The sequence below is a fragment of the Pseudomonas sp. PS01300 genome (genome assembly GCF_029960155.1).
Lineage (GTDB): Bacteria > Pseudomonadota > Gammaproteobacteria > Pseudomonadales > Pseudomonadaceae > Aquipseudomonas > Aquipseudomonas palmensis.
Genome location: NZ_JASCPN010000075.1, coordinates 1 through 22634, shown reverse-complemented (window position 1 = coordinate 22634; position 22634 = coordinate 1). Strand labels below are relative to the sequence as shown.

Sequence of the window (22634 nt, the reverse complement as noted above, 5' to 3'; positions counted from 1 at the left end):
GGTCAAGCCCGCTCCCACAGGATCGCCGAAGACCCTGTGGGAGCGGGCTTGACCCGCGATGCGCGTCCAGCAGCACCAGAATTCCTTCCTGCCGAGTTAATGTTTCCTTAACCTGTTCGTCTCACACTAAAGATCATGTTTCTCGATCGTTCAAAGCGAAATTTTCCGCTTTAATTCGATAGATAACCGGTTAGTCTTGGGCACAGTTCTTACATGGAAACACGGCAATGCAACTGCGCAATTCTCCTTCTCGCTATGGCGTGGTCAGTATCGTCCTGCACTGGGGCGTGGCCCTGGCGGTCTTCGGCCTGTTCGGCCTGGGGCTGTGGATGGTCGGCCTGGACTACTACAGTGCGTGGCGCAAAACGGCACCCGACCTGCACAAGAGTATCGGCCTGACCCTGCTGGCGATCATGCTCGGTCGCGTGCTGTGGCGCTTCATCAGCCCGCCACCACCGGCCCCGGCCAACCACGGCCCGCTTACCCGCTTCGCCGCCAAGGCCGGCCACGGCCTGCTGTACGTGGGCCTGTTCGGGGTGATGATCACCGGCTACCTGATCTCCACCGCCGACGGCGTGGGCATCCCGGTGTTCGGCCTGTTCGAGGTGCCGGCACTGGTCAGCGACCTGCCCAACCAGGCGGATGTCGCCGGGGAAATCCATTTCTACCTGGCCTGGGGGTTGGTGATCTTCGCCGGCCTGCATGGCCTGGCCGCCCTCAAGCACCACTTTATCGACCGTGACGCGACCCTCACCCGCATGCTGGGCCGCAAAGCTTGATGTTCAACCTCAACTCCAAAGGAATAGAAGTAATGTTGAAAAAGACTTTTGCCGCTCTGGCGCTCGGTACCGCCCTGTTCACCGCTGGCCAGGCCATGGCTGCCGACTACAAGATCGACAAGGAAGGCCAGCACGCCTTCATCGACTGGAAAGTCAGCCACCTGGGCTACAGCTTCATCCACGGCACCTTCAAGGACTGGGACGGTACCTTCAGCTGGGATTCCGCCAAGCCGCAGGACAGCAAGATCTCGGTAGACGTGAAGACCGCCAGCCTGTGGTCCAACCACGCCGAGCGTGACAAGCACATCGCCAGCAAGGACTTCCTGGACGTTTCGAAATTCGCCGACGCCAAGTTCGTCTCCACCGCCGTCAAGCCCACTGGCGACAAGACTGCCGACGTGACCGGCGACCTGACCTTCCACGGCGTGACCAAGCCAGTGACCTTCAAGGCCACCTTCAACGGTGAAGGCAAGGACCCATGGGGCGGCGAGCGCGCCGGTTTCAACGCCACCACCACCCTGGACCTGAAAGACTTCGGCATCAAGCTGCCTGGCGACGTGGCACAGACCGCCCAGCTGGACATCTCGCTGGAAGGCGTCAAGCAGAAGTAATTGCCTGGCCTGTAAACAAGAACGCCGCCCCTAGGGGCGGCGTTCTTGTGTGCGCAGTGGCGGGATCAGCGGTTGCGCGTCAGCAGCGCAGGCTTCTCGCCACGTGGGCGGCTTGGCAGCTGCTCGAGCTGTTCGGCGGTCGGGAACCGGTCGATCTTGGATTCCTTGTGCACGATCTTGGGCTGCGACTGGCCGTCACGCGGGTTGCGCACTGCCGGTTCCTGCGACGACTGATCGTCACGGGCCGGGCGGCGGTTGCGGTTGTTGCTGCCGTCACGGCGCGCCTGGCCATCGCGACCACCGCCACCGCTGCGTGCACCACCGCGCTTCTCGCCATTGCTGCCGGCGCCACCGCTACGTGCACCACCACCGGTGTTGCTGCGTGGCTGGCCACCGCGGGGTGCGCCGGTGCCGGTACCGGCGGCTGCCGGTGCGCCCGGGCGACGGTTGCGGCCCTGGCCGCCCTTGTTCTGGTACGGGCTGACGTAGTCGGCACGGTTGCCGAAGTTGTCCACTTCGTCGTCCAGGAAGGCTTCAGGGTCACGGTCGGCCGGGATTTTCGGAACTACTGCTGCCTGACCCGAGGGTGCCTGGCGGGTTTTGCTGTTGTCACGGGGCTTGCGCTCTTGGCGCCCGCCGGCGGCCTTCTCAGTGGCTCTGTCGCCTGCGGGCTTATCCTTTTCCTGGCCTTTGTCCTTGCCCTTGTCCTTGCGCCCGCCGGCATTGCTGCCGTCGGCACGCTGGCCACGGCCACCGCGCGGGTTCATCTGCGGACGTTCACGGGCTTCGGGTTTTTCGGCTTCGACCGTCGAGGCATCGAAGCCCATCAGGTCGCCGTCCTGGATTTTCTGGCGGGTGACGCGCTCGATGCTCTTGAGCAGCTTCTCTTCGTCCGGCGCCACCAGCGAGATGGCCTCGCCGGAACGGCCCGCACGGCCGGTACGGCCGATACGGTGCACGTAGTCTTCCTCGACGTTGGGCAGCTCGAAGTTGACCACGTGGGGCAACTGGTCGATGTCCAGGCCGCGGGCGGCGATGTCGGTGGCGACCATGATGCGCACGGTGCCGGCCTTGAAGTCGGCCAGGGCCTTGGTGCGCGCGTTCTGGCTCTTGTTGCCGTGAATCGCCGCGGCAGTCAGGCCGTGCTTCTCGAGGTATTCGGCCAGGCGGTTGGCGCCGTGCTTGGTACGTGTGAAGACCAGCACCTGCTCCCAGGCACCCTGGGTGATCAGGTGGGCCAGCAGGGCACGCTTGTGGCTGGCGGGCAGACGGTACACACGCTGCTCGATACGCTCGACCGTGGTGTTGGGCGGCGTGACCTCGATGCGCTCGGGGTTGTGCAGCAGCTTGTCGGCCAGGTTGGTGATGTCTTTGGAGAAGGTCGCCGAGAACAGCAGGTTCTGGCGCTTGGCAGGCAAGCGTGCGAGGACCTTCTTCACGTCATGGATGAAGCCCATGTCGAGCATGCGGTCGGCTTCGTCGAGCACCAGGATCTCAACGTGGCTCAGGTCGACGCTGCCCTGGCCGGCGAGGTCCAGCAGACGGCCGGGGCAGGCCACCAGCACGTCGACGCCGCGGGACATGGCCTGCACCTGCGGGTTCATGCCGACACCGCCGAAGATGCAGGCGCTGACGAACTTGAGGTCGCGGGCGTAGATCTTGAAGCTGTCGTGGACCTGGGCGGCGAGTTCGCGGGTGGGGGTCAGCACCAGTACCCGCGGCTGGCGTGGGCCATGGCGCTGGGACTTGTCGGGGTGGCCACCTGGAAACAGGCGTTCGAGAATCGGCAGTGCAAAGCCACCGGTTTTACCAGTACCTGTCTGCGCCGCGACCATCAGGTCGCGACCTTGCAACACGGCGGGAATGGCCCGCTGTTGCACCGGCGTAGGCTGGGTATAGCCCGCTGCCTCGATAGCGCGGACTAGAGCCTCGGAGAGACCGAGGGAAGCAAAGGACATGAGTAATCCTGTTCTAGTGGGGGCTAAGCCCTATGGGAAGTTCGTGCCTGGCGCGACGGGCATCAGGTGATGCTATCGCGTCCGGTCCTGCTGGGCCTTCAATGCGCATCCGGGGGGCGGCGGGCGGGCTCTGGGCGCGCTGTCCTGCCGATCGGGATGCCTTTTGCAAGGCCGAGCGTCCGGGCGTAAGCCTGGCGGGGTTGGCGGAGTATAACAGAGCAATCAGTGCGTGCTGCGTTCCTGCTGCTCAACGGTTTGCGGAATATTCACCTCGGCGCCTGCGTAGCGTGCGTTCAGCTCGGCATAGGCCGGCTCCTGCTTGAAGCGGCGCAGCTCGGCGGCGAAGCGTTGCGCCAGCAGGTCCATGCCGGCATTGCGGCGTACTGCCAGGAACTGGGGCTGGCGGTCGATCACCAGCCCCAGTTCACTGACCTGTTGCTCCAGGCCCAGGCTCTTGATCACATGCCGGCCAACCCGGCGATCGGTGACCAGCAGGTCGATGCGACCCAGTTGCAGCTTGCCCAGGTTGGCTTCCAGGGTAGGTGCCGGCTCGCGCTTGAAGTCGGGTGAATCGGCAAACGCCGGGCCGTAGGTATAGCCGGGCGCGGTGCCCACGGTCAGCCCCTTGAGGTCTTCCAGGTGCCTGATGGCGTGGGGCCGGGCGTTGGCCTGGAACAGCACGAACTCCACGTGCGACAGCGGTTCGCTGGGGTAGAACAGCTGGGCGTCGCGCTGCTCGGTCTTGAAGATGTCGAGCACGCCGTCGGCCAGCCCCTGTTCGACCATCGCCAGGCAGCGCTTCCATGGCAGGAACTGCCATTGCACCTCGATGCCCAGGCGCTTGAACACCTCGGCGGTGACCTCGTAGTCGATGCCCTTGGCCTCTCCGTTTTCCTGGTACACATAGGGCGGCCAGGGGTCGGTGACGATGCGCAGCCTCTCGCCATGAGCCAGGGTACTCAGGCAGGCGAGAAACAGGGCGGCGAACAGTCGGTAAAGATCGGGCATGGCTGGAGAGTACGATGGCTGCTCGAGAATGGCCAGCGCGCCCAGGCTTCAGCCCTCGCGGCGCTGCTCCAGGTGAGCTTTCACGATCGGCAGCTGACGACCCAGGGCCAGGCGCATGCCTGGATGCCTGAACCACTGCCCGAGCTGGTTGGCGCAGGCGGGCTTGCCCTGGCGCCTCTCGACGTTCTCCAGGGCTTTTTCCCACCAGGCCTGGGCGCAGGCGCGATCGAATTCGTTGGCATAGGGATGACAGCCGTAGGCCAGTTCACGCATGAACTGACGTTGCCTTGCCGGCAGCAACAGCCCCAGCAGCTTGCAGTGCAGGCGTTGCAGCAGCGGCGGGCGTGGCAGCTGTGTGTTGACCTGGGCGATATCGGCCATGGCCTGTGTCGAGAGCGGGTCGCTACCGTGCTTGTTCAGCCAGGCCTGGATCTTGGCTCGGAACAGTTGCTTGCGGCTCCAGTAGTGGTGGATCAGGTCGGGGCATTCCTGCACGTTCAAGGTGTCATGGGCGGCGACCGCCAGGCAGAACTCTTCGAGGGTATAGGCGCGCGGGGCCAGCGGATAGAACTCGTCCATCAAGGCGATGGACTGGTCGAGCAGGCCCGCGTCCTGCCGGTACAGGCCGATGACGCCCGAATTGAGCAATGGCATGCCGTCTTTGGCCAGGCCGCGTGCCTGCAGTGGGCCTGCAAGGTTTTGGTACAGTGCGCATTGCTGATTTACGCCGTATTTGCCGCCGACCGCATTGCACAGCAGCGTGCCGGGCTGCATGCGCCGGAACAGCTCGATGGGTGACTGATGGAAAAACGTGTCGGTGTCGATCAGCAGGGCGTGTTCGTGGTCCTGCAGCACCTGGCGCAGCAGCACGTGCTTGGTGCGAAAGTGATAACCGTGCGGCTCGCTCCATGCCTTGCGGGTGTCGGCATCGAGTGCATGCACCGTTACCGGCAAGTGGCGATAGGGGTGCGGGTCGTCGCTGAACACCTGGATATCGAGGGGTTCCCCCGGCGTCTTGTGCAGGTTGGCCAAGGCGCTGGAGATGCTGAACTGCGCTTCCTGATGGTAAGTCTGGGCACCGAAGACAAGATAGATCAGTTGGGGACGTGCGGAAGGGGAAGCGAGGGGCATAGAAACGCGAAGATCCGTATCTGTAAGGGAAAATGGAAAGGGCCTTAGCGTACGCTAAAGCCCTTACCGTTTTCGCAACTATTTATTACCGTGTTTGACAGTAATCAGCGTGGCAGCTTGAGGTTGTTCCACACTGCCAGGCTGGGTTCGGCCTGGTTCAGGGTATAGAAGTGCAGCCCCGGTGCGCCGCCTTGCAGCAGTTTTTCGCACATTTCGGTGATGACCTGTTCGCCGAAGGCCTGGATGCTTTGCACATCGTCGCCATAGGCTTCCAGCTGCTTGCGGACCCAGCGCGGGATCTCGGCGCCGCACGCATCGGAGAAGCGCGCCAGCTTGCTGTAGTTGGTGATCGGCATGATGCCGGGTACCACCGGGATGTCCACGCCCAGCTTCTGCACGCGCTCGACGAAGTGGAAGTAGCAGTCGGCGTTGAAGAAGTACTGGGTGATGGCGCTGTCGGCGCCGGCCTTGGCCTTGCGCACGAAATTGATCAGGTCGTCTTCGAAGTGACGGGCCTGGGGGTGCATTTCCGGGTAGGCGGCCACTTCGATGTGAAAGTGATCACCGCTTTCCTGGCGAATGAACTCGACCAGCTCGTTGGCGTAGCGCAGCTCGCCACTGGCCATGCCCATGCCCGACGGCAGATCGCCGCGCAGGGCCACGATACGCTTGATGCCGGCGGCCTTGTACTGGGCCAGCAGGCTGCGCAGGTCGTCCTTGCTGTCGCCCACGCACGACAGGTGCGGCGCGGCCGGTACCTTCACTTCGCTTTCCAGCTGCAGCACGGTGTTGAGCGTGCGGTCGCGGGTCGAGCCACCGGCACCATAGGTGCAGGAGAAGAAGTCCGGGTTGTAGCTGGCCAGGGTGCGAGCCGTGGCGAGCAGTTTTTCATGTCCAGCGTCGGTCTTGGTCGGGAAGAACTCGAAGCTGTAACGGCGTTCCTGAGACATGGCGAAATCCTGGTAAACCGATCGTGCTGGCCAGCCGTGAGGCTGGCCACAGAAAAAAGCCGGTGACGCTGTGGCAGCGTCACCGGCTTTGGCCCATCAGTAGCGGTAGGCGTCTGGTTTGAACGGGCCTTCAACAGTCACGCCGATGTAGTCGGCCTGCTGTTTGGTCAGTTGGGTTACCACGCCGCCGAAACCGCGGACCATTTCCAGGGCCACTTCTTCGTCGAGTTTTTTCGGCAGTACTTCAACGGTCAGGCGCTCGGCTTTCTGGGCCGGCGACAGGTCGGCGTACTTCTGGCCGAACAGGAAGATCTGTGCCAGTACCTGGTTGGCGAACGAACCGTCCATGATGCGGCTCGGGTGGCCAGTGGCGTTGCCCAGGTTCACCAGGCGGCCTTCGGCCAGCAGGATCAGGTAGTCGTCGTTCTGCGCGTCGAAATCGCCAGGGCCGGTACGGTGGATCTTGTGAACCTGTGGCTTGACCTCTTCCCATGCCCAGTTCTTGCGCATGAAGGCGGTGTCGATTTCGTTGTCGAAGTGACCGATGTTGCATACCACGGCGCGCTTTTTCAGGGCCTTGAGCATGTTGGCATCGCACACGTTGACGTTACCGGTGGTGGTCACGATCAGGTCGATCTTGCCCAGCAGGGCCTTGTCGACGCTGGCTTCGGTGCCGTTGTTGATACCGTCGATGAACGGCGAAACCAGCTCGAAGCCGTCCATGCAGGCTTGCATGGCGCAGATCGGGTCGACTTCCGAGACCTTGACGATCATGCCTTCCTGACGCAGCGACTGGGCCGAACCCTTGCCAACGTCACCGTAGCCGATAACCAGCGCCTGCTTGCCCGACAGCAGGTGGTCGGTGCCGCGCTTGATGGCGTCGTTGAGGCTGTGACGGCAGCCGTACTTGTTGTCGTTCTTGCTCTTGGTGACCGAGTCGTTGACGTTGATCGCCGGGATCTTCAGCTCGCCCTTGGCCAGCATGTCGAGCAGACGGTGCACACCGGTGGTGGTCTCTTCGGTCACGCCGTGAACGCGGTCCAGTACCTGCGGGTACTTCTTGTGCAGCAGCTCGGTGAGGTCGCCGCCGTCGTCGAGGATCATGTTGGCATCCCATGGCGCGCCATCCTTGAGGATGGTCTGCTCCAGGCACCACTCGTATTCCTGCTCGGTCTCGCCCTTCCAGGCGAATACCGGGATGCCGGCGGCGGCAATGGAGGCAGCGGCCTGATCCTGGGTGGAGAAGATGTTGCACGACGACCAGCGCACTTCGGCGCCCAGCGCGACCAGGGTCTCGATCAGCACGGCGGTCTGGATGGTCATGTGGATGCAGCCGAGGATTTTTGCACCCTTGAGCGGCTGTTCAGCGGCGTACTTGCGGCGCAGACCCATCAGGGCCGGCATTTCGGACTCGGCGATGATGGTTTCGCGGCGGCCCCAGGCAGCCAGGGACATGTCGGCGACTTTGTAGTCGGTAAAATCTGCAGGCGTGTTTACAGCGCTCATCAAGAGCCTCCATTCGTAGTGTGCGAATGGGCGCCGTTGTGCGTTTAGTGCCCGTGCGGGGAACCCCGTGCAGGCAACGCCCCATCCGAGCCTGACAGGAGAACCTGCTGCAGCGCCCCTCGGACAGGTGGCGGGAACGGCATCGAGTGGTGATGACCGTCTGTGAAGCGTTGGCGATTATAGCTGCGCCCGCGCATCGGCCCAAGGCTTTCTGTCAATTAATCGAGACGATAGTCGATGTTCAATGGAGGCCGCCGGCAGGCTCTGCCATCATTGTCGGCATCGATTGGCAAGACGGTCAGGAGTACGCATGAACTTTCACACCCGCAAATGGGTAAAACCCGAAGACCTCAACCCCAACGGCACCCTGTTCGGTGGCAGCCTGCTGCGCTGGATCGACGAAGAGGCGGCGATCTACGCGATCGTGCAACTGGGCAACCAGCGTGTGGTGACCAAGTACATCTCGGAGATCAACTTCGTCAGCGCCTCGCGCCAGGGCGACATCATCGAGCTGGGCATCACCGCCACGGAATTCGGCCGCACCTCCATCACCCTCAAATGCGAAGTGCGCAACAAGATCACCCGCAAGAGCATCCTCACCGTCGACAAGATGGTCTTCGTCAACCTGGGTGAGGACGGCTTGCCGGCACCCCATGGGCGTACCGAGATCAAGTTCATCAAGGATCAGTTCGATACCTCGGTGGAATGACGGCGGTAGCTGCACAGTTCAAGCTTCAAGCTTCAAGTCGGGGGCAGCGGGGCTGGCGGGGGCGGTTTGGCCAGGTGCCTTGAGCTGGCCCTCCCAACGTGCGATCACCAGTGGCGCCAGCGCGTTACCCAGCACGTTGAGTGCAGTGACCGGCATGTCCATCAGCCGATACACCCCGGCGATGATCGCCACGCCCTCGACCGGCAGCCCTGCCGCGGTCAGCGTGGCGGTGAGGATGATGAACATGAAGCCCGGCACCCCCGCCGCACCCTTGGAGGTCAGTACCATGATCAGCACCAGCATCGCCTGGTCAGCCAGGCCCAGGTCGATGCCATAGGCCTGGGCGATGAACAGCGTGCCAAGCGCTGCGAACAGCGACGCGCCATCGAGGTTGAATGAATACCCCAACGGAATGACCATGCTGCTGATCGGGCGTGGCGCGCCGTAGCGCTCCATCTTCTCGATCAGTTGCGGCATCACCGTGGCCGAGGCGGCGCTGCTGTAGGCCAGCAGCAACTCGCTGCGTATCTCGCGCAACAGGTGGAAGAACCGCACCCCCGCCAGCCTGGCCACCGCCCCCAGCACGCACAGCGCAAACAGCAGCACCGCGACGTAGGTAATGCCGATCAGCTTGGCCAGTGGCAGCAGTGCGCTCAGGCCGAAGCTGGCAACGGTGACGCCGATCAGCCCGAAGATGCCGATGGGTGAGTAGTGCATCACCAGGTGGGTGACCTTGAACATGGTGTCCGATACGCCCTGCATCACGCTGATCAACGGTGCCTTCTGCTGCTGGGGCAGCATCGACAGGGCGCAGCCGAACAGGATGGCGAAGAACAGCACCGACAGCAGCTTGCCCTCGGCCATGGCCAGCACGATGTTGTCCGGCACGATGGCCACCAGGGTGCGCCCCAGGTTCTGCGTTTCGGTGCTGGATGCCAGCGTGGTGACCGGTGCCTGCAGCGTGCTGCTGAAGTCCGCGCCGGCGCCGGGCTGGAACACGTTGCCGACCACCAGCCCGAACAGGATCGCGATGCTGGTGATGGTGAAGAAGTACACGAACGTCTTCATCCCGACCCGGCCCAGGGCGCGCGTGCTGCCGGCGCCGGCGATGCCGACGGTCATGCAGGCGAACACCAGCGGTACCACGATCATCTTCATCAGCTTGATGAACAGGTCGCCGGCCGGCTGCAGCAGGTTGTCGATGAACCAGGCCTTGTGCTCGGGGAACTGGTTGAGAAGGATGCCGACGATCACGCCGGCGACCAGGCCGATCATGATGCGCGTGACCAGGCTGGAAGGTGTGCGAATGCCCATGGGGTGCCCCTTGTTGTTGTGGTTGTGGGGAGTGCGAAGGGTGCGTTACTGCGCGAACAGGCCGGCGAAATCCTTGAAGCCCTTGACCTCGATCGGATTGCCGCTGGGGTCGAGGAAGAACATCGTGCGTTGTTCGCCCGGCTCGCCCACAAAGCGCACCACCGGCGGGATCTCGAATGCCAGGCCACGCCGGGTGAGGCGCACGGCCAGGGTCATCCACTCGTCCAGTGGCAGTACCACGCCGATATGCGGCATCAGTACCTTGTGCTCGCCAACCTGCCCGGTACGGGTGGTGGCGAACGGCGTGCCCAGGTGCAACGAGAGCTGGTTGCCGAAGAAGTCGAAGTCGACCCAGGTCGCGGTGCTGCGCCCTTCGGTGCAGCCCAGAACATCTCGATAAAAAATACGCGCCTGTTCCAGGTCGCAAACGTGGTATGCAGCGTGAAAGGGTCTGTTCATGGCGTATCCCCCGTGTGGTTGAGCGTTGAGGGTAAGTAGGCCGTGTGACGGGGTAAAACGGCTTTGCCTTGCTCTGAGCGAAAGAAAAACTTATGGATGTGCGCTTTCTGAAAAGCCTGGTGGCAGTGGTGGAAACCGGCTCGATTGCCGCGGCCGCGCGTCGCGAGAACCGCACGGCAGCGGCGATCAGCCAGCGCGTGCAGGCGCTGGAACGCACACTGGGCTGCACCTTGCTGCTGCGTACTGCGCATGCCATCCGCCCCTCGGACCAGTGCCTGCTGCTGTTGCCCAGAATCCAGGCGATCATCGAGCAGGCGCGTGAACTGCAGCACGACCTGAGCCAGGACGGGTTGACGGGGGACGTCAGGGTGGGCGCGGTGTCGACGGCGTTGACCGGGGTATTGCCGGGGCTCATCGAGCGTTTGGCGCGATCGGCGCCGGGGCTCAAGCTGCAGATCACCCCGGGTGATTCGCGCAGCCTGTACGAGAAGGTGCTCGGCGGCGAACTGGATGCCGCGATTCTGGTGCGCCCGCCCTTCACGCTGCCCAAGGCACTGGCGTTGCAGGTGCTCAAGGTCGAGCCGCTGATTCTGATCGCGCCGGCTGCACAGGCCGCGCTGACCCCCGATACGCTGCTGCGCGAGCACCCGTTCATTCGCTATGACGCACAGTCGTGGGGCGGGCAGATCGCCCAGCGCTACCTGGATGAGCAACTGATCACGCCGCAGTTGCTGTGCGAGCTGGATGCGCTGGAAACCATCGTGATGCTGGTGGCCCAGGGCATGGGGGTATCGTTGGTGCCGCAATGGGCCGGCATGCCCCATGAGGGCATCTGTGCCTGGCCGCTGGGCGATGACCTGCGCCACGCGCGGGCACTGGTGGTGCTGCACGGCTCGACGCCGCGCCGGCCAGTGGCGATGCGGCATCTGCTGGGGCTGCTGGGCAGCCCCTCGCCGGTCAAGGCTGCTCGGTAACCCCGCGCACCACGCGACCGATGCTCAGGCCCTGAAGCAGGATCGACGACAGCACCACGATGTAGGTGATGCTCAGCAGCAGGTCACGTTCGGGACCCGATGGCAGCGACAGCGCCAGGGCCACGGACACACCGCCGCGCAGGCCGCCCCAGGTGAGCACGCGGATGGTGCCGCGCGGCACCGTTCTCCAGCGGCGCAGCATGACGATCGCCGGCGCCACGGTCAGCAGGCGCGACAGCAGGATCGCCACTGCCAGCACCCCGGCCGCAGCCAGGTGCATCCACGAGAACGGCAGCAGCAACAGCTCCAGGCCGATCAGCGCGAACAGCAGCGCGTTGAGCATGTCGTCGATCAGCTCCCAGAAGCCGTCCATGTAGCGCCGGGTCATGTCGTTCATAGCCAGGTTGCGACCCAGGTTGCCGATGATCAGGCCCGCTACCACCATCGCGATGGGCGCCGAGACGTGCAGTTCGTAGGCTGCGGCCGAGCCGCCGATCACCAGCGCCAGGGTCAGCATGACCTCCACCTGGTACTGCTCGATGCTCTTGATCATGCGGTAGGTGACGTAGCCGATCACCGCGCCGAACAGCGCGCCGCCGATGGCCTCGCGGGCGAACAGGATCGCGGTGTCGCTCACGCTCGGGGTCTCGCCCAGTTGTGCGATGCCCAGCAGCACGGTGAACACCACGACTGCGGTGCCGTCGTTGAACAGCGACTCGCCGACGATGGTGGTCTTCAGCGGCTTGGACGCATTGGCGGTACGCAGGGCGCCGAGCACCGCGATCGGGTCGGTGGGCGAGATCAGTGCGCCGAACAGCAGGCAGTACAGCAGGTTCACGTGCCAGCCGAACAGGGCGAAGATCCAGTGCGCCAGGTAGCCGATCACCACGGTGGCGATCAGCACGCCGACGGTGGCCAGGAGGCCGATCGGCCAGCGGTAGTCGCGCAGGTCGGCCAGGTTCACGTGCAGCGCCCCGGCGAACAGCAGGAACGCCAGCATCCAGTGCATCAGCAGGTCGTTGAAGTCGATCTGGCTCATCAGGCCCTGCACCCGTTCTTCCAGGCCCGGGTAGCCGATGACGCTCAGGCCCTGGAGTATCAGGGAAAACAGCAGTGCAGTGACCATCACGCCAATGGTCGGCGGCAGGCCGATAAAGCGGTAGTTCACATAGGTGAGGAGGGTGGTGAGGCAAATAAACGCGGCAACTAGCTCAAGCATCCTAGGTCCTGTAATGGCTTCCAAGTCAGTGCCCGAATGGCTCGGGCAGGGCTTGGATGCGCCGGCGCGAGGTTCAGGACACACTTTTTCGATCAACGTTGACCGCAGGCTGGCTGTTTTGTTGCGCCTGGTTGAAACTGCGCAGCCGTGCACTACCCAGGAACTCAACCGTGCTCGCCACTTCGCTGGTGCTGATCGCCGCCCTGCTGCATGCCACCTGGAACACCCTGATCAAGTTCAGCGGCGAGCGTCTGCTGGTGATTGCCAGCATGGACGTGGTGGCGCTGCTGTTCGCCCTGGCGATGGTGGCGTTCGTGCAGGTACCGCCGCCCGAGATCTGGCCGTGGATGCTGGCCTCGGCGGGGTTCGAGCTGTTGTACCGCTACCTGCTGATCAAGGCCTACCGGGTCGGCGACCTGGGCCTGGTCTACCCCCTGATGCGCGGGTTGTCGCCGCTGGTGGTGCTGGCGCTGACCCTGACCTTTGCCGGCGAGACGCTGAGCACCCAGCAGATCTTCGGCATTCTGCTGATCCCGTGCGGCATGGCCTGCCTGCTGTGGCAGGGCGGTGGCGGCGAACGTCTGCCCTGGTCGATGCTGCCGGTGGTGGCGCTGATCGGCCTGTGCATCGGCTGCTACACCTGGCTCGACGGCAGCGCGATCCGGCTGTGGTCGCAGCCGCTGGACTACCTGGTGTGGCTGACGCTGATCAGCGCCTGGCCGTTCCCGTTGCTGGCGACGGTGGCCCGGCGCGCGCCGTTTGCGCAGTTCTGGCGCAGCCAGTGGAAGCTGGGCCTGGCCGTGGGGTTGTGCGTGCTGTCCAGCTATGCGCTGGTACTGTGGGCCATGCAACTGGGCTCGGTGGCCGAGGCTGCGGCGCTGCGCGAGGTGAGCGTGATCCTGGTGGTGCTGATGGGCATGCGCTACCTCAAAGAACCTTTCGGCGGGCCGAGGCTCTTAGCTTGTGCACTGGTACTGATCGGCATGCTGATCATGAAACTCTGACCCCAACAACAAGGACCCCTGCCATGACCGTCGCCTTCTGGTGTGTATTGATCGCGTTGCTGCTGCCGTTCGTGTGCACCAGCATCGCCAAGTTCGGCAGTGGTCGCTTCAGCCTGCGACAGAACCATGACCCGCGCGGTTTTCTGGACAAGCTCGAAGGCCTGCCGCGCCGCGCCCATGCAGCGCAGCTCAACAGTTTCGAGTCGATTCCGGCGTTCGTCGCGGCGGTGGTGATCGCCGACATCGTCGGCAATGCCGAGCAGGTCACCCAGGACGTGCTGGCGGTGCTCTACATCACCAGCCGCCTGCTCTACATCATCTGCTACCTGGCCGACTGGGCCGCGCTGCGCTCGGTGGTGTGGTTCGCGGGCATCGGCCTGATCGTCAGCTTCTTCGTGGTCTCGGCCTGAGCTACTTGCCTTCCACCTGCGGCACCACCGGCAGTGCCGCGCCCTTGGGCCACAGCAGCCAGATCTGACCCTGCTGCTTCATGTCCCCGGCCAGAGCGCCGGCCTCGCTGCCGGTACCCCAGAACAGATCGGCGCGCACTTCGCCGGTGATGGCCCCGCCGGTGTCCTGCGCGGCCACCGGGCGTACCACCGGCGCGCCGTCCGGGCGGGTGGTCGACAGCCACAGCAGGCTGCCCAGCGGGATCACCTTGCGGTCGATGGCCACGCTGTAGCCGGCGGTCAGCGGCACGTTCAGCGAACCGCGCGGGCCTTCGTTGCTGTCCGGGCGGGTGCTGAAGAACACGTAGCTGGGGTTGCTGGCCAGCAGCTCGGGCACGCGGCTCGGGTTGGCCTGGGCCCAGGCGTGGATGCTGCCCATGGTCACGTCTTCCTTCTTGAGCTGGCCCTGCTCGACCAGCCAGCGGCCCACCGGGCGATACGGGTGGCCGTTCTGGTCGGCATAGCCCACGCGCAGCTGCTGCCCACTTTCGAGCTGGATGCGCCCGGAGCCCTGGATCTGCAGAAATTGCAGGTCCATCGGGTCGGTCAGCCAGGCCAGCACCGGCGCCTTGACGCCTTGCTGCTGGATCACCCCGGCGGTGTCGTAGGGCTTGAGCACGCGCCCGTCCAGGCGACCGCGCAGGCGCTTGCCCTTGAGTTCGGGGTAGATGCTGTCGAGCGCCACCACCACCAGGTCATCGGGGATGCCATACACCGGCACGTTGGCCGTGGCGGTACGGGTCATGCTGCCGGGGTACACCGGTTCGTAGTAGCCGGTGATCAGGCCGTTGGCGTTGTTTTCGGCCGAGCGCAGGCCGTACACCTCGAGCTGCGTCTGCAAAAAGCCACGCACCTGGGTGGCGTCGTCGGGCACCTGCACCGCAGCAGCGCAGGGGGTGGCCCAGACCGGATCGTTCTTGAGGCGCTCGCACGCGCTGCGCCAGGCATTGAAGCCGGCCAGCAGGTCGCTGTCGGAGACCTTGGGCAGGTCTTTCCAGGTGGCGGGGCTGTAGGTGGCGAGCGGGTGCGGTGCGGATTTATCCGGGGCGCTGCCGTGGCAGCCGACCAGCAGGGCCAGCAACGCGGCGGTCAGGCCAAGGCGGCTCAGGGCGGTTTTCATGCGGGGTAGTCCTCTACGGTGTGCCTGGCGTTCAGGGCGGCCAGGCAACCCTTGTTTTTGGTAGGGGTATTGGTGTTTGCCGGCAAGGCGGGGATACTGGCCGCCTTTTTCCGTGTGCCGAGCCAAGCATGATGTTCAAGCGAATGACTGTGATCCTGGTGGCCTGCCTGGCCCTGAGCGCCTGTGGCGGTGTCGACCCCAACTCGCCGTTGGGCCAGCGCAAGGCGATTTTCAAGCAGATGCTCAAGACCAGCGAAGACCTCGGCGGCATGCTGCGTGGCCGGCTGGCGTTCGACGGGCAGAAATTTGCCGATGGTGCGGTGAAGCTCGACGCGTTGTCGCACCAGCCGTGGCAGCATTTCCCGCAGGTGCGCGAGGAGGACAGCAGCGCCACGCCCGATGTGTGGCAAAAGCAGGCGCGCTTCCAGGAGCTGGCCCGGCAGATGGAGCAGGTGACCGGCGAGCTGGTCGCCCAGACCCGTACCCAGCCATTGGAGCCTGCGGCGGTCGCGGCCCCGATGGGCAAGGTGGAGGCGGCGTGCAAGGCCTGTCATACCGAGTTTCGCAATCATTGATGGGGTGAGCTGGCCGGCCTTTTCGCCGCAGGGCCGGCTCCTACAGGTGGCGCGCTGTACGTAGGAGCCGGCCTTGCCGGCGAAGGGTTCAACGCGGACTACTTCTCCAGCTCATCCAGCGCCTGTTGCAGTTCCTTCTTCGACTCGGCCAGTTTGTCCTTGCGCTTGTTGATCTTGTCGGCGTCGCCTTTCTTCATGGCCTTGTCCAGGTCCTTGGTGCGCTGCGTCACTTCATGACGGGCATCCAGCACCTTCTGTTCACGCTGTTTCTTCAGGCCGGCATCGGTGCAGTGCTCGGTCACTTCGCTCAGGGCCTTCTCGAGGCCGGCCTGCTGGGCGCTGTTGCCGTGGGCGCGGGCCTGTTCGATCTGTTCGCTGATCGCCTGCTTCTTGGCAGCGCAGCCGGTCAGGCCGGGTTGTTCCTCGGCAGCCATCAGCGAAGTGGCGAGCAACGAGCAGGCGGCGAACAGGGCAAGCGGGGAAAGCAGTTTCATAGTGGCTCCGTGGTCGCGGGCTTGGCAGAAACCCATGATGCTGCCCTGATCCGACAAATTTAGAAACCCTCGATTGTATGTTCACGTAACCGCGCCGCCAGGGCCTGCACCTGCGGGTGAGCGAAAAAGGCCAGCAACTGGCCGGCACGGTGGGCACCCACGCCGGGCTCGGCCTGCCATTGCGCCGCATCGCGGGCAGCCAGTGCGGCCCAGGTGTCCCCCGCTGCCAACGCACGCGGGGCCGGCATACCCAGGGCTCGCGCCCAGGTGGCAAAGGGTCGCTGACGGGCCTGTTCGAGGGCGGGGTACAACGGATGTTCGGCGGGCAGTTCCAGCACATCGGCCAGTGTGCGCAACTGGCCGGCGTCGACCAGGCGCTCCCAGCTGGCCGGCCCGGCACCTGGGAGTGCCAGGCCCTGCTTGCCGCCCAGCCATTGCAACCTGGCCAGGAACTGCTGACGACACTCGGCGCTCAGCTCCCAGCAGCTCAACGGATGAAACGCATCGGCCGCCGGTACCTCCATCTCGCGCCGTTCGAGGGCGCGGTGCACCACGCCGTCCAGACGGGGAATGGTCAGGCCTGCCAGGCTGATCGCCACCTGATCGCCCGGGCGAATGTCCAGTTGCTGCCAGCGTCTTAGCGAGCCCACGCTGACCTGGCGCACCGTGCGGTCATCCAGCTGCACCGGTGCCAGTTGCAGCACCGGGGTGATGCGACCGGTGCGCCCCACGTTGAACTGCACGCGTCGCACCTCTGCCAGCACCTGGGCGAAGGGGTATTTCCATGCCGCTATCCAGTACGGCGCCCGGGCCTGCCAGCGCTCGCCGGGCGGACGCCGGCCCTGGCGCAGCACCACGCCGTCGCTGGCGAATGGCAGTGGCGTGCGGTACCAGTGCTGGCGCCAGTGGGCGGCCTGGTCGAAGGTCTGCACCGGCTGGCTGAACGCCTCGCTGTAGGCAAAGCCCATGGCGCTCAGGCGTGCCAGGCGCTCGCGCTGGTCCAGGGGGCCCTGCGGCCAGGCCCAGGCGAACAGCTCGACCACCGCGCCCTGCGCGGGGGTGAGCTGCTTGCGCGCCATCAGCCCGGCGACGTTGCCGCGGGCATTCCGGCTGCCCGCTGCGGCCTGCACATGCCCGTCCAGGCGCCAGAACAGCTCGCCTTGCAGTATCAGGTCCAGAGGTTCGGGCAACGTGTGGGGGAGGGCGCCCAGTGCCGGCAGGTGGCGGCTCCAGTCATGCCCGTAGACGCCGTCGCCGCGGCTGATCAGGCGCACCAGCCGGCCCTTTGCATAGACCAGCGTGGCGGCCACGCCATCCACCTTGGGTTGTACCCAGAGGTCCTGCTTGCCGTGCATCCAGGCGCGCACGGCGGCTTCGTCGGGCAACTTGTTCAGGCCGGTGTGGGGGATGGGGTGGCGCAACGGGCCGGTGGCGGTTCCGAGCGGGTCTGCCGGGGGCGCACCGGTGCCGGGGAAGCAGGCTTGCAAGTGTTGCAGGCGCGCCCGGCTCTGGTCGTACAGCTCGTCGCTGATCAACGCGACGCCCAGGCGATGGTAATGATCGTCCCAGTCGGCCAGGCGCTCGCCCAGCTGCTTGAGTTCGCTTTGCGCCACTGCCGGTGGCCAGTCGGGGCAGGACCGGGCGAGGGCGGTGGCTGGGGTACAGACGAGCGTGCTGGCGAACAGCAGGCCGGACAACAGCTTGAAGGGCATGGCGAGCGTCCTTGCTCGGCGGGTGGAACTTCAAGCCTAGGCAAGAAAAAGCCCCTGCCAGTCGCCTGGCAGGGGCTCTTGTTTACCGGGTGTTGCTTGTACCGGGTGTTGCTTACAGCCCGGCGGCCGCGCGCAGCGCGTCGACACGGTCGGTGCGTTCCCAGGTGAACGTGGTGAAGGTGTCGTCGCCCACGGTCTTGACCTGCGGGGTGCGGCCGAAGTGACCGTAGGCCGCGGTTTCCTGGTACATCGGGTGCAGCAGGTCGAGCATGGTGGTGATCGCATACGGACGCAGGTCGAAACACTCGCGCACGATCTGGATGATCTTCTCGTCGGCAACCTTGCCGGTGCCGAAGGTGTTCAGCGAGATCGAGGTCGGCTGGGCCACGCCGATGGCGTACGACACCTGGATTTCGCAGCGCTCGGCCAGGCCCGCGGCAACGATGTTCTTGGCCACGTAGCGACCGGCGTAGGCGGCCGAACGGTCAACCTTGGACGGGTCCTTGCCGGAGAAAGCGCCACCCCCGTGACGGGCCATGCCGCCGTAGGTGTCGACGATGATCTTGCGGCCGGTCAGGCCGCAGTCGCCCACCGGGCCACCGATGATGAAGTTGCCGGTGGGGTTGATGTGAAACTGGGTGTCCTTGTGCAGCAGCTCGGCCGGCAGCACGTGCTTGACGATCAGCTCCATCACGCCTTCGCGCAGGTCGGTGTAGGTCACGTCCGGGTTGTGCTGGGTCGACAGCACGATGGCGTCGATGCCCACCACCTTGCCGCCTTCGTAGCGGCAGGTAACCTGGGACTTGGCGTCCGGGCGCAGCCACGGCAGCAGGCCGGACTTGCGCGCTTCGGCCTGACGCTGCACCAGCTGGTGCGAGAAGCTGATCGGGGCTGGCATCAGCTCCGGGGTTTCATTGCTGGCGTAGCCGAACATCAGGCCCTGGTCGCCCGCGCCCTGGTCTTCAGGCTTGCTGCGGTCAACGCCCTGGGCGATGTCTACCGACTGCTTGCCGATGATGTTCATCACCGCGCAGGTGGCGCCATCGAAACCGACGTCGGAGCTGTTGTAGCCGATGTCGACGATCACGTTGCGCACGATGTCTTCGAGGTCGACCCAGGCCGAAGTGGTCACTTCGCCGGCGATGATGGCCACACCGGTTTTCACCAGGGTCTCGCACGCCACTCGGGCGAACTTGTCTTCGGCGATGATGGCGTCGAGCACCGCATCCGAAATCTGGTCGGCGATTTTATCCGGATGCCCTTCAGACACGGACTCGGAGGTGAAAAGGGAGTATTCGCTCATCTCGACGGGTTCCTAAAATTTACCGATGGTGAGTGTCGCCAGGTGGTCGCTGAAAGTGGCGAACCTGAATCTGGAAACCATTACGTAAGCCCACATAGAGGCTGTCCTCGGGAACCAGCCCCGCGGCGCTGGCCCAACGGGCCAAATCATCCTGTTCAAAGCCCAGCCAGAGATCGCCGCACGCCTGGCGCGCCCAGCTCTGGTCGTGGCTGCACAGTTCTGTTACCAACAGGCTTCCGCCTGGTCTGACACGCTTGGCCAGGTGCCCTAGGGCCTGGGCAGGCTCGCTGAAATGGTGCAGCACCATGTTCAGCACCACGCAGTCGGCCTGTACATCCGTTGCATGCAGGGCATCGGCCAACAGCAGGGTTACGTTAGCCAGGCGCTCGCGCTGGCACACCTGGCGCGCCAGCTCGAGCATGGTCGGGCTGTTGTCCAGGGCGGTGACGTGGGTGAAGCGCCGCGCCAGTTCGGGCAGAAACTCGCCATCGCCGGGGCCGACCTCCAGGGCGCTGGCCAGCGGGTCGAAGCTGAGCTTGTCGAGCAGCGCCAGCAGGCTTTCGCGGTACTGCGCCAGGCCGGCGATCAGGTCCTGCTGGGCGCGGAACTTCTCTTCCACACGCAGGAAGAAGTCCTGGCTGGTGGCGGCCCGGCGCACCTGCACCTGGCCGATGCGCGCCTGCACCTCGGCCGGCAGCTCGAGCGCGTCGACCTCCTCCAGCAGCGCCCCGTGCAGCTTGCCGCCCAGGCGCTGGCTGTCGGGCAGTGCGCGGCGATAGAAGATCGCGTTGCCTTCGCGCCGGGTGGCCACCAGGTCGGCCTGGGCCAGTACCTTGAGATGGTGGCTCATGCCCGACTGGCCGATGGCGAAGATCTGCGCCAGCTCCAGCACCCCGAACGAATCGCTGGCCAGCGCGCGTAGCACGTTCAGCCGCAGCGGGTCACCGCCGGCCTTGCACAGGGCAGCCAGCGCGTCGCTTTGCTCGGGGTCGATGGAGGGGGCGTGAAGGTTCATGGGCGGCAGTCTAGTCAGCGTGCAGCGGCCTCGCAAGTTCTATATCAAAAAGTTTTGATATTGCTCGATGGGCGGGCCCGGCCCGGCATGGCAGGCGACAATTTCTGCCGTTTTGTCGGCGCAACACGGGATTAGTCGCTCAATCGCACTAAAAACGTCCCTCATCGACCATCCGTGATTGCCCCCGGGCACGTGCCTGGGCGAAAATGGCCGCCTTTTTCCGTTCGTTAATATTCAAGCCCCCCAGGAGACAAGCGATGCCCAGCCGTCGTGAGCGTGCCAACGCCATTCGTGCCCTCAGCATGGATGCCGTGCAAAAAGCCAACAGCGGCCATCCCGGTGCCCCGATGGGCATGGCGGATATCGCCGAGGTTCTTTGGCGTGACTTCTTGAAGCACAACCCGAGCAACCCGCACTTCGCCGACCGTGACCGCTTCGTGCTGTCCAACGGCCACGGCTCGATGCTGATCTACTCGCTGCTGCACCTGACCGGCTACGACCTGTCGATCGACGACCTCAAGGCGTTCCGTCAACTGCACAGCCGCACCCCGGGCCACCCGGAATTCGGCTACACCCCAGGCGTCGAGACCACCACCGGCCCGCTGGGCCAGGGTCTGGCCAACGCCGTGGGCTTTGCCCTGGCCGAAAAAGTGCTGGGCGCCCAGTTCAACCGTCCAGGCCACGACGTCGTCGACCACCACACCTATGTGTTCCTGGGTGATGGCTGCATGATGGAAGGCATTTCCCACGAAGTCGCTGCACTGGCCGGTACCCTGGGCCTGGGCAAGCTGATCGCCTTCTATGACGACAACGGCATCTCCATCGACGGCGAAGTCGAAGGCTGGTTCACCGACGACACGCCGAAGCGTTTCGAAGCCTACCACTGGCAGGTGATCCGCAATGTCGACGGTCACGACCCAGAAGAGATCAAGACCGCCATCGAGACCGCGCGCAAGAGCGCGCAGCCGACCCTGATCTGCTGCAAGACCACCATCGGCTTCGGTTCGCCGAACAAGGGCGGCAAGGAAGACTGCCACGGCGCGCCACTGGGCGATGCCGAAATCGCCCTGACCCGCCAGGCCCTGAACTGGAACCACGGCCCGTTCGAAATCCCGGCCGACATCTATGCCGAGTGGGATGCCAAGCAGGCCGGCGCCGCCGCCGAAGCCGCCTGGGACCAGCGCTTTGCTGCCTACGCCGCAGCCTTCCCTGAGCTGGCCAGCGAACTCAAGCGTCGCCTGAGCGGCGAACTGCCGGCCGACTTCGCCGAGAAGGCTGCCGCCTACATCGCCGAAGTGGACGCCAAGGGCGAAAGCATCGCCAGCCGCAAGGCCAGCCAGAACACCCTGAACGCCTTCGGCCCGCTGCTGCCGGAGTTCCTCGGTGGCTCGGCGGACCTCGCCGGCTCCAACCTGACCCTGTGGAAGGGTTGCAAGGGCGTCAGCGCCGAAGATGCCAGCGGCAACTACATGTACTACGGCGTGCGCGAGTTCGGCATGACCGCCATCATGAACGGCGTTGCCCTGCACGGCGGCCTGGTGCCTTACGGCGCGACCTTCCTGATGTTCATGGAATACGCCCGCAATGCCGTGCGCATGTCGGCCCTGATGAAACAGCGCGTGATCCACGTCTACACCCACGACTCCATCGGCCTGGGCGAAGACGGCCCGACTCACCAGCCGATCGAGCAGCTGACCAGCCTGCGTACCACGCCGAACCTGGACACCTGGCGTCCGGCCGACGCGGTCGAATCGGCCGTGAGCTGGAAGCACGCCCTGGAGCGCAAGGACGGCCCTTCGGCGCTGATCTTCTCGCGTCAGAACCTGCAGCACCAAACCCGCGACGCCGGCCAGATCGCCGACATCAGCCGTGGTGGCTACGTGCTCAAGGACTGCGCAGGCGAGCCTGAGCTGATCCTGATCGCCACCGGTTCCGAAGTGGGCCTGGCGGTGCAGGCGTTCGACAAGCTGACCGAGCAGGGCCGCAAGGTGCGCGTGGTATCGATGCCATGCACCAGCGTGTTCGATGCCCAGGACGCCAGCTACAAGCAGTCGGTTCTGCCACTGCAGGTGGGCGCGCGGATTGCCATCGAAGCTGCCCACGCCGACTTCTGGTACAAGTACGTGGGCCTGGAAGGCCGCGTCATCGGCATGACCACCTACGGTGAATCGGCGCCGGCTTCGGCACTGTTCGAAGAGTTCGGCTTCACCCTGGAAAACATCCTGGGTACGGCTGAAGAGCTGCTGGAAGACTGATAAAACCAGTTGGAGCGGCGTTGAACCCATCGCGGGTCAAGCCCGCTCCCACAGGGATCACGAGTGTCCTTGTGGGAGCGGGCTTGACC

Annotated in this window: 21 protein-coding genes and 1 riboswitch; of the genes, 8 read left to right on the top strand and 13 right to left on the bottom strand. The window is 64.7% G+C overall.

The window, feature by feature from the left end:
- The first annotated feature begins 227 nt into the window (after window positions 1-227).
- Window positions 228-779, top strand: a complete 552-nt coding sequence (locus QMX96_RS24010) for a cytochrome b (protein WP_043863618.1) — start codon at window positions 228-230, stop codon at window positions 777-779.
- Window positions 780-811: 32 nt separating this feature from the next.
- Window positions 812-1390 carry a YceI family protein gene (locus QMX96_RS24005; protein WP_043863617.1) on the top strand — a complete coding sequence of 193 codons (579 nt, stop codon included), beginning with the start codon at window positions 812-814 and terminating at the stop codon, window positions 1388-1390.
- Between the two features lie 65 nt (window positions 1391-1455).
- Here QMX96_RS24005 and QMX96_RS24000 read toward each other — a convergent pair whose 3' ends face one another.
- The 5 genes from QMX96_RS24000 to ahcY form a co-directional block, all read right to left on the bottom strand.
- Window positions 1456-3348, bottom strand: coding sequence for a DEAD/DEAH box helicase (locus QMX96_RS24000; RefSeq protein ID WP_043863616.1), 1893 nt, complete (start codon window positions 3346-3348; stop codon window positions 1456-1458).
- Between the two features lie 222 nt (window positions 3349-3570).
- On the bottom strand, window positions 3571-4356 hold the full coding sequence (locus QMX96_RS23995; RefSeq protein WP_043863615.1) for a transporter substrate-binding domain-containing protein: 786 nt from the start codon (window positions 4354-4356) through the stop codon (window positions 3571-3573).
- A 48-nt stretch (window positions 4357-4404) separates the two neighbouring features.
- Window positions 4405-5487, bottom strand: coding sequence for a hypothetical protein (locus QMX96_RS23990; protein ID WP_210013895.1), 1083 nt, complete (start codon window positions 5485-5487; stop codon window positions 4405-4407).
- Window positions 5488-5591: 104 nt separating this feature from the next.
- Window positions 5592-6437 (bottom strand): methylenetetrahydrofolate reductase [NAD(P)H], encoded by an 846-nt coding sequence (gene metF, locus QMX96_RS23985; protein WP_043863614.1) that lies wholly within the window; start codon window positions 6435-6437, stop codon window positions 5592-5594.
- A gap of 96 nt (window positions 6438-6533) precedes the next feature.
- Window positions 6534-7943: an adenosylhomocysteinase gene (gene ahcY, locus QMX96_RS23980; protein ID WP_054915763.1), complete on the bottom strand. Its 1410-nt coding sequence runs from the start codon at window positions 7941-7943 to the stop codon at window positions 6534-6536.
- Between the two features lie 21 nt (window positions 7944-7964).
- Window positions 7965-8070, bottom strand: a riboswitch (S-adenosyl-L-homocysteine riboswitch).
- A 183-nt stretch (window positions 8071-8253) separates the two neighbouring features.
- Here ahcY and QMX96_RS23975 point away from each other — a divergent pair.
- Window positions 8254-8652, top strand: a complete 399-nt coding sequence (locus QMX96_RS23975) for a hotdog domain-containing protein (protein ID WP_043863612.1) — start codon at window positions 8254-8256, stop codon at window positions 8650-8652.
- 18 nt (window positions 8653-8670) lie between these two features.
- Here the strand turns inward: QMX96_RS23975 and QMX96_RS23970 are convergent, their stop codons facing one another.
- Both QMX96_RS23970 and QMX96_RS23965 read right to left on the bottom strand, forming a co-directional pair.
- Window positions 8671-9966, bottom strand: coding sequence for a cation:dicarboxylase symporter family transporter (locus QMX96_RS23970; protein WP_229589736.1), 1296 nt, complete (start codon window positions 9964-9966; stop codon window positions 8671-8673).
- A 45-nt stretch (window positions 9967-10011) separates the two neighbouring features.
- Window positions 10012-10425 (bottom strand): VOC family protein, encoded by a 414-nt coding sequence (locus QMX96_RS23965; RefSeq protein ID WP_043863611.1) that lies wholly within the window; start codon window positions 10423-10425, stop codon window positions 10012-10014.
- Between the two features lie 92 nt (window positions 10426-10517).
- On the opposite strand from QMX96_RS23965, the gene QMX96_RS23960 reads away from it, so the two are divergent.
- Entirely contained in the window at window positions 10518-11399 is an 882-nt protein-coding gene (locus tag QMX96_RS23960; RefSeq protein ID WP_282362585.1) for a LysR family transcriptional regulator, read from the top strand.
- Here QMX96_RS23960 and QMX96_RS23955 read toward each other — a convergent pair.
- A complete protein-coding gene (locus tag QMX96_RS23955; RefSeq protein WP_043863609.1) occupies window positions 11383-12618 on the bottom strand; it encodes a sodium:proton antiporter in 1236 nt (411 codons plus the stop codon). The two genes, QMX96_RS23960 and QMX96_RS23955, sit on opposite strands and share 17 nt — an antisense overlap.
- A 170-nt stretch (window positions 12619-12788) precedes the next feature.
- Between QMX96_RS23955 and QMX96_RS23950 the strand changes: the two genes are divergently transcribed.
- Both QMX96_RS23950 and QMX96_RS23945 read left to right on the top strand, forming a co-directional pair.
- The gene (locus QMX96_RS23950; RefSeq protein WP_282362584.1) at window positions 12789-13622 is read left to right on the top strand and encodes a DMT family transporter; all 834 of its coding nucleotides are present in this window, start codon (window positions 12789-12791) and stop codon (window positions 13620-13622) included.
- A 23-nt stretch (window positions 13623-13645) separates the two neighbouring features.
- A complete protein-coding gene (locus QMX96_RS23945; RefSeq protein WP_054915760.1) occupies window positions 13646-14032 on the top strand; it encodes an MAPEG family protein in 387 nt (128 codons plus the stop codon).
- Between the two features lies 1 nt (window position 14033).
- On the opposite strand, the gene QMX96_RS23940 is transcribed toward QMX96_RS23945, so the two are convergent.
- Window positions 14034-15191, bottom strand: coding sequence for an MltA domain-containing protein (locus QMX96_RS23940; RefSeq protein ID WP_282362583.1), 1158 nt, complete (start codon window positions 15189-15191; stop codon window positions 14034-14036).
- 131 nt (window positions 15192-15322) lie between these two features.
- Here QMX96_RS23940 and QMX96_RS23935 point away from each other — a divergent pair, with 131 nt between their 5' ends.
- Window positions 15323-15766 (top strand): cytochrome c, encoded by a 444-nt coding sequence (locus QMX96_RS23935; RefSeq protein ID WP_173925103.1) that lies wholly within the window; start codon window positions 15323-15325, stop codon window positions 15764-15766.
- A 98-nt stretch (window positions 15767-15864) separates the two neighbouring features.
- On the opposite strand, the gene QMX96_RS23930 is transcribed toward QMX96_RS23935, so the two are convergent.
- The 4 genes from QMX96_RS23930 to QMX96_RS23915 form a co-directional block, all read right to left on the bottom strand.
- The gene (locus tag QMX96_RS23930; protein WP_043863604.1) at window positions 15865-16260 is read right to left on the bottom strand and encodes a DUF1090 domain-containing protein; all 396 of its coding nucleotides are present in this window, start codon (window positions 16258-16260) and stop codon (window positions 15865-15867) included.
- A gap of 59 nt (window positions 16261-16319) precedes the next feature.
- Window positions 16320-17972 (bottom strand): NAD-dependent DNA ligase LigB, encoded by a 1653-nt coding sequence (gene ligB, locus QMX96_RS23925; RefSeq protein WP_282362582.1) that lies wholly within the window; start codon window positions 17970-17972, stop codon window positions 16320-16322.
- A gap of 112 nt (window positions 17973-18084) precedes the next feature.
- Window positions 18085-19275, bottom strand: coding sequence for a methionine adenosyltransferase (metK, locus tag QMX96_RS23920; protein ID WP_229589731.1), 1191 nt, complete (start codon window positions 19273-19275; stop codon window positions 18085-18087).
- Window positions 19276-19294: 19 nt separating this feature from the next.
- Window positions 19295-20290 carry a metalloregulator ArsR/SmtB family transcription factor gene (locus QMX96_RS23915; protein WP_043863601.1) on the bottom strand — a complete coding sequence of 332 codons (996 nt, stop codon included), beginning with the start codon at window positions 20288-20290 and terminating at the stop codon, window positions 19295-19297.
- A gap of 257 nt (window positions 20291-20547) precedes the next feature.
- Between QMX96_RS23915 and tkt the strand changes: the two genes are divergently transcribed.
- Window positions 20548-22545 (top strand): transketolase, encoded by a 1998-nt coding sequence (tkt, locus tag QMX96_RS23910; RefSeq protein WP_043863600.1) that lies wholly within the window; start codon window positions 20548-20550, stop codon window positions 22543-22545.
- Window positions 22546-22634 lie beyond the last annotated feature (89 nt).